This is a genomic window from Massilia eburnea (assembly GCF_009720745.1).
GTDB classification, from domain to species: Bacteria; Pseudomonadota; Gammaproteobacteria; order Burkholderiales; family Burkholderiaceae_D; genus Rugamonas; species Rugamonas eburnea.
This window is the reverse complement of the sequence record NZ_WNKX01000026.1, coordinates 13,172-27,661: the sequence shown is the minus strand read 5'-3', so window position 1 is coordinate 27,661 and position 14,490 is coordinate 13,172. Positions and strand designations below refer to the sequence as shown.

The 14,490-nt window shown below is 60.6% G+C and carries 14 protein-coding genes; 9 read left to right on the top strand and 5 right to left on the bottom strand.

Annotation, left to right across the window (positions count from 1 at the left end; genetic code table 11):
- The first annotated feature begins 4 nt into the window (after positions 1 to 4).
- The 3 genes from mshL to GM658_RS24220 are packed head-to-tail and all read left to right on the top strand — an operon-like array spanning position 5 to position 3,956.
- Entirely contained in the window at positions 5 to 1,804 is a 1,800-nt protein-coding gene (gene mshL / locus GM658_RS24230; RefSeq protein ID WP_155456640.1) for a pilus (MSHA type) biogenesis protein MshL, read from the top strand.
- A complete protein-coding gene (locus GM658_RS24225; protein ID WP_155456639.1) occupies positions 1,804 to 2,712 on the top strand; it encodes an ExeA family protein in 909 nt (302 codons plus the stop codon). The genes mshL and GM658_RS24225 overlap by 1 nt, the downstream gene beginning before the upstream one ends.
- Positions 2,709 to 3,956, top strand: coding sequence for a tetratricopeptide repeat protein (locus tag GM658_RS24220; RefSeq protein WP_155456638.1), 1,248 nt, complete (start codon positions 2,709 to 2,711; stop codon positions 3,954 to 3,956). Before GM658_RS24225 ends, GM658_RS24220 begins: the two co-directional genes overlap by 4 nt.
- Here GM658_RS24220 and GM658_RS24215 read toward each other — a convergent pair.
- From GM658_RS24215 to GM658_RS24205, 3 genes are all read right to left on the bottom strand, one after another.
- Complete coding sequence (locus GM658_RS24215; RefSeq protein ID WP_155456637.1) at positions 3,953 to 4,945, bottom strand: HD-GYP domain-containing protein; 993 nt, start codon at positions 4,943 to 4,945, stop codon at positions 3,953 to 3,955. The genes GM658_RS24220 and GM658_RS24215 overlap by 4 nt on opposite strands.
- Before the next feature lie 17 nt (positions 4,946 to 4,962).
- Positions 4,963 to 6,117: a pyridoxal phosphate-dependent aminotransferase gene (locus GM658_RS24210; protein WP_155456636.1), complete on the bottom strand. Its 1,155-nt coding sequence runs from the start codon at positions 6,115 to 6,117 to the stop codon at positions 4,963 to 4,965.
- A gap of 80 nt (positions 6,118 to 6,197) precedes the next feature.
- Positions 6,198 to 6,647: a putative toxin-antitoxin system toxin component, PIN family gene (locus GM658_RS24205; RefSeq protein WP_155456635.1), complete on the bottom strand. Its 450-nt coding sequence runs from the start codon at positions 6,645 to 6,647 to the stop codon at positions 6,198 to 6,200.
- 32 nt (positions 6,648 to 6,679) lie between these two features.
- Between GM658_RS24205 and yaaA the strand changes: the two genes are divergently transcribed.
- Positions 6,680 to 7,438: a peroxide stress protein YaaA gene (gene yaaA, locus GM658_RS24200; RefSeq protein ID WP_155456634.1), complete on the top strand. Its 759-nt coding sequence runs from the start codon at positions 6,680 to 6,682 to the stop codon at positions 7,436 to 7,438.
- Positions 7,439 to 7,561: 123 nt separating this feature from the next.
- Here the strand turns inward: yaaA and GM658_RS24195 are convergent, their stop codons facing one another.
- On the bottom strand, positions 7,562 to 8,359 hold the full coding sequence (locus tag GM658_RS24195; RefSeq protein WP_155456633.1) for an outer membrane protein assembly factor BamD: 798 nt from the start codon (positions 8,357 to 8,359) through the stop codon (positions 7,562 to 7,564).
- 83 nt (positions 8,360 to 8,442) lie between these two features.
- Between GM658_RS24195 and GM658_RS24190 the strand changes: the two genes are divergently transcribed.
- Both GM658_RS24190 and pgeF read left to right on the top strand, forming a co-directional pair.
- Positions 8,443 to 9,525 carry an RluA family pseudouridine synthase gene (locus GM658_RS24190; protein ID WP_155456632.1) on the top strand — a complete coding sequence of 361 codons (1,083 nt, stop codon included), beginning with the start codon at positions 8,443 to 8,445 and terminating at the stop codon, positions 9,523 to 9,525.
- On the top strand, positions 9,526 to 10,353 hold the full coding sequence (gene pgeF / locus GM658_RS24185; RefSeq protein WP_155456631.1) for a peptidoglycan editing factor PgeF: 828 nt from the start codon (positions 9,526 to 9,528) through the stop codon (positions 10,351 to 10,353).
- On the opposite strand, the gene GM658_RS24180 is transcribed toward pgeF, so the two are convergent.
- Positions 10,343 to 10,543, bottom strand: coding sequence for a hypothetical protein (locus GM658_RS24180; RefSeq protein WP_155456630.1), 201 nt, complete (start codon positions 10,541 to 10,543; stop codon positions 10,343 to 10,345). The genes pgeF and GM658_RS24180 overlap by 11 nt on opposite strands.
- A 36-nt stretch (positions 10,544 to 10,579) precedes the next feature.
- Between GM658_RS24180 and phaC the strand changes: the two genes are divergently transcribed.
- The 3 genes from phaC (at position 10,580) to rimO (ending at position 14,450) form a co-directional block, all read left to right on the top strand.
- Positions 10,580 to 12,298: a class I poly(R)-hydroxyalkanoic acid synthase gene (phaC, locus tag GM658_RS24175; RefSeq protein ID WP_155456629.1), complete on the top strand. Its 1,719-nt coding sequence runs from the start codon at positions 10,580 to 10,582 to the stop codon at positions 12,296 to 12,298.
- A 97-nt stretch (positions 12,299 to 12,395) separates the two neighbouring features.
- On the top strand, positions 12,396 to 12,950 hold the full coding sequence (gene phaR, locus GM658_RS24170) for a polyhydroxyalkanoate synthesis repressor PhaR (RefSeq protein WP_155456628.1): 555 nt from the start codon (positions 12,396 to 12,398) through the stop codon (positions 12,948 to 12,950).
- Positions 12,951 to 13,058: 108 nt separating this feature from the next.
- The gene (rimO, locus tag GM658_RS24165; protein ID WP_155456627.1) at positions 13,059 to 14,450 is read left to right on the top strand and encodes a 30S ribosomal protein S12 methylthiotransferase RimO; all 1,392 of its coding nucleotides are present in this window, start codon (positions 13,059 to 13,061) and stop codon (positions 14,448 to 14,450) included.
- The last annotated feature ends 40 nt before the right edge of the window (positions 14,451 to 14,490 follow it).

Below are 14,490 nucleotides of genomic sequence, written 5' to 3'. Positions count from 1 at the left end.
AAGAATGAGAAACTTCCTTAAGCTGGCAACCGTGTTTTCCGTGGCAACCGGGCTTGCGGCCTGCAGTATGAATCCGCCGCGCGGCACGTATGACAAGATCAGCGCGGAAATGGCGGCGGTCACGAAGCCGCCCGCAACTGCGGCGGCCCAGCCGGACGCGGTGGCAAATGCCTTGCTCCCGCCTGTCAGTACATTGGCCAGCGCTTTGCCGCAGTCGCGTGCGGTGATCGAAGAACGTTTCAATGTCGCGTTCAACAATGTGCCGGCGCAGCAGTTTTTCAATTCGCTCGTTGCCGGCACGCGCTACAACATGCTGGTGCATCCGGAAGTGTCGGGCAATATCACCGCCAACCTGCGCGACGTGACGATGGCTGAAGCGCTGGATGCGGTGCGCGAACTGTATGGCTACGACTATCGCATCGAAGGTACCCGGATCTATATTCGCCCGCTGACGATCCAGACACGCATGTTCCAGGTGAATTACCTGACGGCGCAGCGCATGGGCATGTCGAACCTGCGCGTGAGTTCGACCTCGGTCGCTGACAGCAATAACAACAATAACAACAATAACAATAACAACGCCGGCAACGGAAATAACAACAACCAGCAGAACAATAATAACCAGGACAATGGCCAGGGCAACAATGGCCAGGGCGGCCGCCTGCGCGATGCCAGCAATGTGATGACGCGCACCGAGTCCGACTTCTGGAAAGAGCTGAAGCTGTCGCTGGAGACGCTGGTGGGCGGCAAGGAAGGCGGGCGCTCAGTGGTGATCAGCCCGCAGTCCGGCGTGATCGTGGTGCGGGCGATGCCGGAAGAACTGCGTTCCGTGGACCGCTACTTGCGCGCGACGCAGTTGTCGGTTGAGCGCCAGGTGATCCTGGAGGCCAAGATCCTCGAAGTGGAGCTGAATTCCGGCTTCCAGTCGGGCATCAACTGGGCGGCTTTCGGCACCGGCAATAACCACAGGATTTCGGGCGGCGTAGTGCAGCCGGGCACCGGCCTGGCGGCGTTGCCGCGCAATGGCGGCCGCGATGCCGTCGTGGATCCGATTGGGAATGCGGTCACCGGACTGGCCGCGAACAGTGGCCGCAATATCGGCAGCGCAGCCGAGGCGGCAGGTACGCTGTTTGGCCTGGCTTTCCAGACCAGTAATTTCGCGGCCCTGATTTCCTTCCTCGAGTCGCAGGGCACGGTGCATGTGCTCTCCAGCCCGCGCATCACCGCCACCAATAACCAGAAGGCCGTCCTGAAAATCGGCACCGACGAGTTCTTCGTCACCGGCGTGAGCACGACCACCACGACCAACTCCGCCGGCAACGGCACGGTGTCGCCGAACGTGACGTTGCAGCCATTCTTCTCCGGCGTGGTGCTGGATGTGACGCCGCAGATCGATGAACACGGCAATATCCTGATGCACGTGCATCCGTCGGTGAGCCAGGTATCGACTGTCAACAAGTCTGTAAACCTGGGTAGCGCGCTTGGGGCACTGAACCTGCCGCTGGCATCCTCCACTACGTCGGAGTTCGACAGTCTGGTGCGCGGCCAAGACGGCAAGGTGGTGGCGATCGGCGGCTTGATGCGCCAGGCAACCACCAGCGACCGTTCTGGCGTGCCGGGCGTGGGCGGCTTGCCGGTCATCGGCAACTTGTTCAGCAATCGCCAGGAGGTGCTGCAGAAGCGCGAACTGGTGGTCCTGATCAAGCCGACTGTCATTGAAGGCGACGCCAGCTGGAATGAGGATTTGTTAAGTGCGGAGCGCCGCATCAAGGACCTCGATCCTGCGCACAGGGGAGCACGCTGATGTACAGCCAGCATTTCGGGCTGCGTGAGCTACCGTTCGGCATTACGCCCGACACCTCTTACTTCTTTACCAGCGCCCAGTCGCAGGAGGCGCTGAATACGCTGCTGGTTGCCGCGCGCAGCGGCGAAGGCTTCATCAAGATCACCGGCGAGGTGGGCACCGGGAAGACGCTGCTGTGCCGCAAATTCCTGGCGACGCTGGGCGAAGGCTTTGTCACGGCCTACATCCCGAACCCTTACCTGGAGCCCCGCACCCTGATGCTGGCCCTGGCCGACGAGCTGGAAGTGAAGCTGGAACGCGACGTGGACCAGCACCAGATGCTGAAGTCGATCACGCACAGACTGATGGAACTGGCGGGCGAAGGCAAGCAGGTCATCCTGTGCCTGGACGAAGCGCAGGCGATTCCAATCGAGAGCCTGGAGGCTTTGCGCTTGCTGACCAATCTCGAAACGGAAAAACGCAAGCTGCTGCAGATCGTGCTGTTTGGCCAGCCGGAGCTGAACCGGCACCTGGAAGTCGATTCGATCCGGCAGCTGGCGCAACGCATCACTTTCCACTACCACATGGGCGCCTTGTCGCGCGATGACCTGGACTTTTACCTGGCGCATCGCTTGCGGGTCGCTGGCTTTACCGGTTCGCGGCTGTTCACGCAGGCTGCTGTGAAGCGGCTGTTTGCTGCCAGCAAGGGGATTCCGCGGCTGGTGAATATCGTGGCGCATAAGTCCCTGATGCTGGCGTATGGCGAGGGGCGGCAGCAGGTGGACAGGAAACACGTGGCCATTGCGGCGCAGGACACGGTTGGCACACCGGGCGGCGGCAGTGGCGCTGGCCTGCGCTGGCCCTGGCTGGCCGCGGCGGCCGCCGTGCTGATGGCTGTGGGCAGCGTGGCCTGGGCGGTGTTGAAATGAGCCTGATCAACAAGATGCTGCGGGACCTGGATGCACGCGGGGGCGATGGGACTCGCGCCGATGCCTCCTCCCAGGTGCGGCCGGTAAGTTACGGAGCGCGTGGCGGATTGTCGCCGCTGGTTGTTGCCGTCGGCTTGCTGGCGTTGGCGTTGCTGGGCGGCGGCGGGTTCGCGGCCTGGAAATTTTTCAAAGGCGGGAAGCCAGCTGCTTCAGCGGCTGTTGCGTCCCACGCGCCGCAGCCGGCGCCGGTGCAGCCTGCGATCCAGCAGAATGCTCCTGTAGCTCCAGCGACCGCCGATGAAGGACCGCCAGTCGTGCCGGGGGATATTGCGGCGGAAGCGCATCGCGCGGCTGGCGAAAGGCTGGCCCGCAAAATGGAAGAACGCAACGCGGCAGCCCGACGTGCCGCCGCCGAAACGGCCACGGCCACGCCTGCTGCCGGAACGACCCAGAGTGCAGATGGCGCCGCGGCTCGTGCAGCGGGTGGCGCCATCAATGCCGGCGGGGCCGGGTCTGCGCGCAAGCAGAGGAAGAGCGATGTTGTAACGGCCGAGCGTCTGGCGAAGGGGACCGGGCGAGCGTCGCTTGAGGCGCGTGCAAAGGCAGCGCCCCTGCCGGCCGCAGGCGCGGCGGCGGGCGCCATGCCTTCAGCGGTGGAGGGCAGCGAAACCGGGCTTAGCCCGCAGCAAAAGGCTGAAAACGAATATCGTCGCGCGTTGGCGAAACTGCAGGATGCACGGGTGAGCGAGGCGATTGCAAGCCTGGAGCAGGCAGTGGCACTCTATCCGCGCCATGAAGCTGCGCGGCAAACGCTGGTCGGCCTGCTGCTGGAAGCCGGCCGTACGCCGGAGGCGATCCGCCATCTGGCCTTGGCGACCAGCCTCGATCCGCAGCAGGCCAATATGGCGATGCTGCTGGCGCGCCTGCAGCTGGAAAACGGCGGCAATGCGCTTGAGACCATGCAACGCAGCCTGCCATACGCAGAGTCGAATCCCGATTACCGGGCGATGATGGCGGGCATCCTGCAGCGCGCCAACCGCAACAAGGAAGCCGTTGAGCATTACCAGGCCGCAGTGCGCCTGCAGCCGGCTAACGGGGTGTGGTGGATGGGCATGGGAATCTCGCTGCAAGCAGACAAACGCAATCCCGAAGCCAGGCTGGCATTCCAGCGCGCGAAAGATTCCGGCCGCCTCACGCCGGAACTCCAGACCTTCGTCGAACGACGCCTGCAACAGCTCGATTAAAGCGCCGCCTGCGCGCCCCAGATCTGCTTCATGCTGAAGCGCAGGTCAGCCTGGTCTTCGGTGAGGGCTGCGACGATAGCGCATGCCGGCTGGTCGGTGCGGCGATGGGTAGTGGCGGCAGGCAAGGCTTTGCCCGCCCCATCGCGCATGCAGTGCACTTCCAATACCCCGTCGCCGCTATCGCGCCCGGTCACCACGCCCAGGTCGCCATTTTCAAGGCGAACCAGCACGCCTGGCGGGAACTTGCCGACCTGGCGGTGGAATTGCTCCTGAAGGATGGGGTCGGCCGGGTGCAAAGGATCATGCAGCAGCTTTTCGAGCGCCTCGTCCGGCAGCATCGAACAGCGGTAGTTGCGCGCGGAAACGCGGGCGCAATAGCGATCGGCCAGGCTTAGGAGGCGGGCATTCTGGGTGATCTGCTCGCGCGTCATGCCGGCCGGGTAGCCGGTGCCGTCGTCATTTTCATGGTGCATCAGGACACAGTTGATCCACTCGTCATCTTCGATGCCCGCATATTTCAGCATTTCCGCGCTGTCTTCCGGGTGGCGGCGCACGATGGCCATCTCCTCGCTGCTTAGCGCGCCGGGCTTGTTCTGGAAGTTGTCATGATGGCGGATCATGCCAACGTTCATGGTCAGCGCCGCCGCCGTCAGCGAAATTACTTCGTCAGATGCCTTGCCCAGGCCGCGTGCGACCAGCACCACCACGATGGCGGTCTCGATGCAATGGCGCACCGCGTAGGTGCCCGCGATCTGGCTCAGGAACAGGCAGGCGAGGGCAACATCCGGATTCAATTCGACCGCGCGCACCACTTCGCGCGCGATATTGCGCAAATCCGCATCCGCATTGCGCTCGTTGCGCAGGTCACCCAGCAGCTTTTCCAGGCGCCGGTTGGCCAGGTTAAGTTCGTGCAGCACCGATGGCGGCGGTTCGAGCCGTGATCCGCCTTCCGTGCCGAGATCCTGCAAGCTGTTGAGGTACTGGTTCATGATCGGTCCCTGGTTTGTTACACGCGCGCCAGCCGCTCCAGTGCCAGCGCAAGCGTCTCGTCCTTTTTGGCAAAGCAGAAGCGCACAATGCCTGAATCCTTGCCGTCCCGGTAGAAAGCGGAAACCGGGATCGCCGCGACCTTGATCTCGCTGGTCAGCCATTCCGCAAATTGTGCTTCGGATTGCGCGGAAATGCGGTCATAGCGCACGCACTGGAAGTAGGTGCCATCGGCAGGCAGCAACTCGAAACGGCTGCCTTCCAGCCCTTTGCGGAACAGGTCGCGCTTGCGCTGGTAAAAGGCGGGCAGGCCGGTGTAGGGCGCGGGATCCTCCATATAGCTGGCAATCCCGTGCTGCATCGGCGTGTTCACCGAAAAGACGTTGTACTGGTGGATCTTGCGGAATTCAAGGGTCATCATCGCCGGTGCCGCGACGTATCCTACTTTCCAGCCGGTGACATGGTAAGTCTTGCCAAAACTGGAGACCACAAACGAACGCTCGGCCAGTTCGGGATAACGGCACATCGATTCATGGCGCTGTCCGTCATAAACCATGTGTTCATAGACTTCGTCCGACAGGATCAGGATGTCGGTGTCGCGTACGATATCCCCAAGTGCGGCCATGTCCGCCGCGCGCAGCACGCTGCCGGTCGGATTGTGCGGCGTGTTGATGATGATCATGCGCGTGCGCGGCGTGACTGCTGCCTCGACGCGCGCCCACGGTACGCTAAAGCCGCCATGCGCGTCGAGCTGCATCTGCACCAGTACCGGGACGCCGCCGGCCAGCTCGATGGCAGGCAGGTAGCTGTCGTAAGCCGGCTCGATCACGATCACTTCATCGCCGGGATGCACACTGCACAGGATGGCGGTTGTCAGCGCTTCGGTGGCGCCGGGAGTGACGGTGACTTCAGCGTTGACGTCGTAGCGGTGCCCGTAGATGCGCTGGATTTTGTCGACGATCGCCTGGCGCAGTTCGAGCGCGCCCATGCCGGTTGGGTATTGGTTGTAGCCTTCGCGCATGGCGATGGTGACCTGATCGATCAGTTTTGGATCGCAGGCAAAATCAGGAAACCCCTGGCCCAGGTTGACAGCGCCGTGCTGCGCGGCCAGCGAGGACATGCGCGAAAAAATAGTAGTGCCGATATGCGGCAGGCGGGAAATCAGCTGTTTCATCGTGCGTGGAAAATGGACTTTTTTTCCATTCTAGCGCAGCCGATTAAAACAAGTGTTGCCCTAAGGGTAAATCTTAAAAGTCAAGCTTCCAGTGTCCACTTTTCCGGTTGCATGACCTTGAACATGCCGGCTTTCGCCAGCCGCTTGGCCAGCTTGAGCAGGGCCTTGTCCTTGGTGATCAGGATGTCGGCTTGCGCATCACGCGCCAGTTCGAGGAACTTCTGGTCGTCGCGGTCCGTGCATACCGGCAGTCGCGCGCCCGATTCCGGCGGCTGCACCACCTTGATGTACTGGTCGAAACGGGCGGCGCTGGCGGGGCGCGTGGTTTCGTCCAGCGGCAGGTGAGGGTAGTTCAATACGTACAAGTATTCTGCGCGGCAGTCGGCACGCGTAATCGCTTCGACCGCGCCGCTTTCGATTGCAGCCAACAGGGAAGCCCAGCGCGGGTCCTGGAACACGAACAGGTCGAGGCAGACGTTGGTGTCGATGACGATGCGCTTGGGTGAAATATTTGGTGGAACAGGTATCATGTCGAAGTTTTTCGTTTTGGATTTTGAATCTTATGCTGATTGTGCTGTCGCCCGCAAAAAGTCTTGACCTGGAAACCCCGCCAACCACCAGGCTCGCAACGCAGCCTGCGTTCCTTGACCATTCAGAGCAGCTGATCGAGCGCCTGCGTGCTTTTTCGCCCAACCAGCTGGGCGAGCTGATGGAGCTGTCGGATGCGCTGTCGACCCTGAACGTTGCTCGCTATGCATCCTGGACCAAGGACACCAGCGAGGCGCGCCAGGCTGTCATGACCTTCAACGGCGACGTCTACGACGGGCTGAATGCGCGGTCCATGTCGGCCAAACAGCTCGATTACACCCAGTCGCGCATCCGCATCCTCTCAGGCCTGTACGGCATGCTCAAGCCGCTCGACCTGATCCATCCGCATCGCCTGGAAATGGGTACCCGCTTGCAGAACCCGCGCGGCAAGAACCTTTATGAATTCTGGGGCGACATGATTACCGAGGCGCTGAACCAGGAGGGCTCGCCGGTGCTGGTGAACCTGGCTTCGGACGAGTACTTCAAGTCGGTCAAGCCGAAGAAATTGAATATGCCGGTGATTACGCCGGTCTTTGAGGACTGGAAAGGCGGCAAATACAAGATCATTTCCTTCTTCGCCAAGCGGGCCCGCGGCATGCTGGCGCGCTATGCGGCGGTGAACAATATCACCGATCCGAAAAAACTGAAGAAGTTCGACGTGGATGGCTATAAATTTGAGGCGGACGCCTCGAACGATACGACCTGGATTTTCCGCCGCAGGCTTGCCGCCTGAACCCGGTAAACCTGGGTCAGACCCAAGGGTCAGACCCTGTCTGATCAATGGCCGGCGGCTTCAGCATACTTGGGTCAGACGGGACGGCCATCCGGCTTGGGTCTGACCCAGATTTACCGGGTTTTACCAGAAGTGATACCAGGCAGTCTTCTTTTGCCCGTCATCCGCCAGCATCTTGCTGCCAGGGTAGTTCTTCTCGAACACGCGCTTGGTATCGTCACGCAGCGACACGTTACCCATCTTGTCGTAGCCACGATACATGATGGCCAGCGCTTCTTCGTTCGACGGCGAGTCCGCAAAATCGGTCAGCACACCCTGGGCGCGGTTGATCGCCGCCAGGTAAGCGCCGCGACGGTAGTAATAACGCGCTACGTAAATCTCATACTTGGCCATTGCATTGATCAGGTAGCGCATGCGCTCCAGTGCGTCCGGCGTGTACTTGCTATCGGGAAACTTCTCGACCAGCGCCTTGAAGGCGGCGAACGCTTCACGGGTAGCCTTCTGGTCGCGTTCTGCAGGATCCTGCTCGTACAGGAAGTTCAGCAGGCCGATGGAATCGTTGAAATTGACCAGGCCGCGCAGGTAGTACATATAGTCCACGTTCGGGTGGTTCGGGTGCAGCTTGATGAAGCGCTCAACAGCCGCCAGAGCCTGTGCCTGGTCTTGTGCCTTGTACTGGGAATAGGCGATTTCCATCTGCGCCTGCTGCGCATAAGTACCGAACGGGTAGCTCGATTCGAGACGTTCGAACAGCTGGACGGCACGTTCATAGTTGCCGCTGGCCTGTTCATCCTTGGCCTCCGAGTATAATTTCGTTGCGGACCACCCGCGCGTTTCGTCCGCACGATCTGGTAACAGGCCACAAGCTGACAAACTAAGCAGTACGACAGTTGCTGCAACTACTGATAATTTTTTTTGCATGTTGATGTGCAAGGAATCGTTAACCAAAATACTAAACTTGGCTGATTATAGCCGATGGGAATGCTGTGATATTGAAACCTGAGATGAATTCGGCAGAACAATTGCCTGATAATGAATTTGACGCCGATTTTGAAGGTGATTTAACGGCCGACCCTCTCGCGCCGATCGAACTGGAATTGAGCAAAACCGACTGCGGCGAGCGCCTGGACAAGGTTGTTGCGCGCCTGGTGCCCCAGTTTTCGCGCGGCCGCCTGCAATCCTGGATCGAAGAAGGCCATATTACCGTCGATGGCAAGCCGGCCAAAGTCCGCGCCACCGTGTATGGCGATGAGAAAATCCTGGTGATCCCGCAGCCGGCGCCGGAAGACGTGGCGTTCACCCCGGAAGACGTCCCCCTTGATATCGTTTTCGAAGACGACAACCTGCTGGTGATTAACAAGCCGGCCGGCCTGGTCGTGCATCCGGGCGCCGGCAACTGGTCCGGCACCATGCTGAATGGACTGCTGTTCCGCTGGCCGCAACTGGGCGGCGTACCGCGCGCCGGCATCGTGCACCGCCTGGACAAGGACACCAGCGGCCTGATGGTGGTCGGCAAGGACCTGCCGACCCAGACCGACCTCGTGCGCCAGCTGCAGGCGCGCACCGTGAAGCGCGTCTACTGGTGTATCGTGTGGGGCACCCCGCGCCTGAGCGGCACCATCGACGCGTCCATGGGCCGCGACCAGAAAGACCGCGTGAAAATGGCCGTTTCCACCAGCATGGGGTCGAAACCGGCAATCACCCACTACCAGCGCCTGGCGGAAGGTACCCTGGACGGCCGCCCGGTATCGCTGGTGCAGTGCCGCCTGGAGACTGGCCGTACCCACCAGATCCGTGTCCACATGGCGCACCTGGGCTTCTCGCTGATCGGCGACCAGGTGTATGGCAAGCAGCATATGGCCAGCGTGTTCCCGCGCCAGGCGCTGCAGGCGCGCCGCCTGGGCCTGGTGCATCCGGCGAACGGCGAGCAGATGGAGTGGGTTGTGCCGCTGGCGGATGACTTCAAGGAATTGATGGAGCGTGCCGGCATTGAAGAACCGGACGAGTCCGTCTTGTCCGCCGCTGCTTCGGAGCATGGCGAGTACGAAGACTACGATATCTACGACGACGAATTCGACGACGAATAAATGCAGCATTCTTTCCAAGGAGCGCAATGGCTGGCGCCCGAGTGGCCCGGCGCGCCGGCCAATATCGGTTTTGTCTGCACCACGCGGCGCGGCGGCGTGAGCACGGGGCCTTATGGGCCGGGCCCGCAGGAGATCCCCACGGCAGGCGGCGGCTTGAACCTCGGCGTCCACGTTGGCGACGATCCGGCCAACGTCGCCTTCAACCGGGCGATCATCAAAGGGCGATTGCCGAGCGAGCCGGCCTGGCTGTCGCAGGTCCATGGCACGGCGGTGACGCGGGCGGACCGCATCGGCCGTGGTGAAGTGCCTGTGGCCGATGCCAGCATCGCGGCCATGCCGGGCGCCGTGTGCGCCATCCAGACCGCTGACTGCCTGCCGGTGCTGTTGACCAATCGTGCGGGTACCGTTGTCGGCGCTGCCCATGCGGGCTGGCGCAGCCTGGCCGGTGGCGTACTCGAAGCGACGGTCGATGCCATGCGTGCTGAAGCGGGAGCCGAAGGCGGCGAGATCATTGCCTGGCTCGGTCCGGCCATCGGGCCGCAGGAGTTTGAGGTCGGCGAGGATGTGCTGGCGGCTTTCCTGGCCGGCGCTGGCGGCGACCCTGCTGCCGAAGCCGCGCTGCGCTCGGCGTTCGTGGCGCGGGAGGGCTTGCCCGGCAAGTACCTGGCCGATATTTATTCGCTGGCGCGGCAGGCATTGCGCCGGGTAGGCGTGACGGACGTGGCGGGCGGCGGCTTTTGCACCGTGACGGATGCCAGCCGCTTCTATTCCTACCGCCGTGACAAGGTCACGGGGCGCCAGGCGAGTTTGATCTGGATCAAGGAGTAGGCGGTTGTTCACGACGGGCGGCTTCGGCTGCCCGTTTGCGTTTGCGGCGCTTGCCGCCTGTTAGATAAAATAGTATTCCCAATGGCAACACGCCATACAGCAGGAAAGTCATTATGCCGGCGATCACGGTAGGTTCCGTGAACGCCATCAGCACAGTGACGTAGAGCCAGGCAACAGCAACAATCAACATAAGCAGTCTTTTTAATATTTGAACGGACTCAAAAAAATGAACATGCCCGACCCGCAAGCCTTCGCAAACGCATGGATGGCGCAAATCAGCGATCCGAACCAATGGCAATCCTGGTTCAAGATGATGCCGGAGATGGATGCCGTTCCCGGCGCCGCGCTGCTGCGCGAGGCCGGTGCGACCGTCCGTCCCGAAGCGATGGAGCAGCTGCGCAACGATTATATGGGCGAGTTCGGGGCACTGTGGCAGGAATTCCTGACCGGCAAGGCGCCAGCGCTGAAAGACCGCCGCTTCTCGTCCGAGGCCTGGCAGGGCAATCCAGTGTCAGCGTTCAACGCGGCATCATACCTGCTAAACAGCAAATTCCTCATGCAGATGGCGGAAGCCGTTGATGCAAGCCCGCAGCAAAAGCAGAAAATCCGTTTCGCGGTGCAGCAGGTAGTAGACGCCATGTCACCCGCCAACTTCCTGGCAACGAATCCGGAAGCGCACCAGAAACTGATCGAAACCAAGGGCGAAAGCCTGACCAAGGGCCTGGCCAACCTGCTGGGCGATATCCAGAAGGGCCATATTTCCCTGTCCGATGAAAAGGCGTTCGAAGTGGGCCGCAACCTGGCGACCACCGAGGGCCAGGTGGTGTACGAGAACGAGCTGTTCCAGCTGATCCAGTACACCCCGCTGACCAAGACCGTGCACGAGCGCCCGCTGCTGATGGTGCCGCCTTGTATTAACAAGTACTACATCCTCGACTTGCAGCCGGAGAACTCGCTGGTGCGTTATGCGGTGGAGCAGGGCAATACCGTATTCCTGGTGTCCTGGCGCAATCCGGACCAATCGCTGGCTGGCACCACCTGGGACGATTACATCGAAAAGGGCGCGATCAACGCAATCAACATCGCCCGCGACATCACGAAGCAGGACAAACTGAACGTGCTGGGCTTCTGCGTTGGCGGCACCTTGCTGTCGACCGCTCTGGCTGTGCTGGCGGCGCGCGGTGAGCAGCCGGCCGCCGGCGTTACCCTGCTGACCACTTTCCTCGATTTCTCCGACACCGGCGTGCTGAACGTCTTCGTCGACGAGGCGCAAGTCCAGCTGCGCGAGCAGACTCTGAAGTCGGGCGGCTTGATGCCGGGCCGCGACCTGGCCAGTACGTTCTCCAGCCTGCGTCCAAACGACCTGGTCTGGAACTATGTGCAGTCGAACTACCTGAAGGGCAATGAACCGCCGCCTTTTGACTTGCTTTACTGGAATTCCGACTCGACCAATCTGCCGGGACCAATGTTCTGCTGGTACCTGCGCAACACCTACCTGGAAAACAGCCTGAAGGTTCCCGGCAAGCTGAAGGTGGCCGGCGAGAAGGTCGATTTGTCGAAAATTGCTGCGCCTGCGTTCATCTACGCTTCGCGTGAAGACCACATCGTGCCCTGGAATTCGGCTTACCAGTCCACCAAGATCCTGAACAACAAGAACCCGGAGCTGAACAAGTTCATCCTCGGGGCTTCCGGCCACATTGCCGGCGTGATCAACCCTGCGGCCAAGAAAAAGCGCAGCTACTGGACCAATGAAGCCCGTCCAGCCTCGCATGAAGAGTGGTTCAACGGCGCGACCGAGCATCCCGGCAGTTGGTGGGGGGAATGGTCTGAGTTCCTGGCAGCCCATGGTGGCAAGGATGTGAAGGCGCGCACCAAGCTCGGAAACGCACAATATGCCCCAATCGAGGCGGCTCCGGGCCGTTATGTAAAGGCTAAGGCTGATTGATTTTTGGTAACATTAAGTTGCAATGCAATATTGTCGTGCCAAAAGCTTTTTTTTCGCCCTATAATGGGGTTGCAAATATTATCAACGGGACACAGTGATGAGTAGTGCTAAGAAAAGTACTGAACGTTTGATTAAGAAATACCCCAATCGCCGTCTTTACGATACGCAGACCAGTTCTTACATTACCTTGACGGATGTGAAACAACTCGTGCTCGACGCCGAGGAATTCACGGTCGTGGATGCCAAGACGAATGAAGACCTGACTCGCAGCATTCTGCTCCAGATTATCCTGGAAGAGGAAGCGAGCGGTGTCCCGATGTTTTCGACCGATGTACTGGCCCAGATCATCCGCTTCTACGGGCATGCGATGCAGGGCATGATGGGTTCTTACCTGGAAAAAAATATCCAGGCATTTACCGATATCCAGCGCAAATTCACCCAGGGCGCCGCAACTTTCGATGGCAAGACTTTTAGCCCGGAAATGTGGACCCAGTTCATGAATGTGCAGGCGCCAATCATGCAGGGCATGATGAATAACTATATTGACCAGTCCAAGAGCTTGTTTGTGCAGATGCAGGAGCAAATGCAGAATCAGAGCAAGAATATCTTTGGCACGTTCCCGTTTGCTGCGCCGCCGGCGGAGAAAAAGTAAAGCGGCAACTCTGGGTCTGACCCGCAGGGCCAGACCGAGGTTTACCGGTTTTGGTGTAGGGTTTTGGTATAATGGCAGATTGCCCTGAATCATCATCAGCTTTCTGCCATGCAATCCAAGCAAATCACCCGCATCACTCCCGCCGACGGCACTCCAGCTCCAAAAGTAGGCTTTGTTTCCCTCGGCTGCCCGAAGGCGCTGGTCGACTCCGAACAGATCCTGACCCAGCTGCGTGCTGAGGGCTACGAAACCGCCAAGTCCTACGACGGCGCCGACCTCGTGATCGTGAATACCTGCGGCTTCATCGACGCCGCCGTGCAGGAATCGCTGGACGCCATCGGCGAAGCGCTGGCTGAAAACGGCAAGGTCATCGTGACCGGCTGCCTGGGCGCGAAGAAAGACAAAGACGGCGACGACATCATCCAGAAGGTGCACCCGAAAGTGCTGGCCGTGACCGGCCCGCACGCGGTGGGCGAAGTGATGGCCCAGGTGCACACCCACCTGCCAAAGCCGCACGAACCATTCATCGACCTGTTGCCGCCACAAGGCATCAAGCTGACCCCTAAGCACTACGCTTACCTGAAGATTTCCGAAGGCTGCAACCACCGCTGCTCGTTCTGCATCATTCCATCGATGCGCGGCGACCTGGTGTCGCGCCCGATCGCTGAACTGATGCTGGAAGCCGAGAACCTGTTCAAGGCCGGCGTGAAAGAACTGCTGGTGATCTCGCAGGACACTTCCGCCTACGGCGTGGACGTGAAGTTCCGCTCCGGCTTCTGGAACGGCCGTCCGGTGAAAACCCATATGACCCAGCTGACCCAGGCCCTGGGCGAGCTGGCCAAGCAGTATGGCGCGTGGGTGCGCCTGCACTACGTTTACCCGTACCCGCACGTGGATGAAATCATCCCGATGATGGGCGACGGCCATATCCTGCCTTACCTGGACGTGCCGCTGCAGCACGCTCACCCTGATGTGCTGAAGCGCATGAAGCGTCCGGCTTCCGGCGAGAAGAACCTGGAGCGTATCCTGAAATGGCGCGAGATGAACCCTGACTTGGTGATTCGCTCCACCTTTATCGCCGGCTTCCCTGGCGAGACCGAAGCGGAGTTCGAGTATCTGCTGGACTTCCTGAAGGAAGCGCAGATCGACCGCCTGGGTTGCTTCGCCTATTCGCCGGTGGAAGGTGCGACTGCGAACGAGTTGCCGAATCCTGTGCCGGATGAAGTGCGCGAGGAGCGTCGTGGCCGAGTGATGCTGCTGCAGGAAGAAATTTCGCGCAACCGCCTGAAGGCCAAGGTGGGCAAGACTGTGAAGGTGCTGATCGATGAGCTGACGCCTAGCGGCGCGGTTGGCCGTTCGGCTGCGGATGCACCGGAGATTGATGGTGTTGTTCACGTCAAGCGTCCGTTTGACCCGAAGAAGAAGCTGGCTGTGGGGCAGTTCTATGACGTGGAGATCACCACTGCGGACGCTCACGATTTGTGGGGTGAGGCGCAGTAAACCCGGAAAACCGGGGTCTGACCCAAGGGGCAGACCCGTC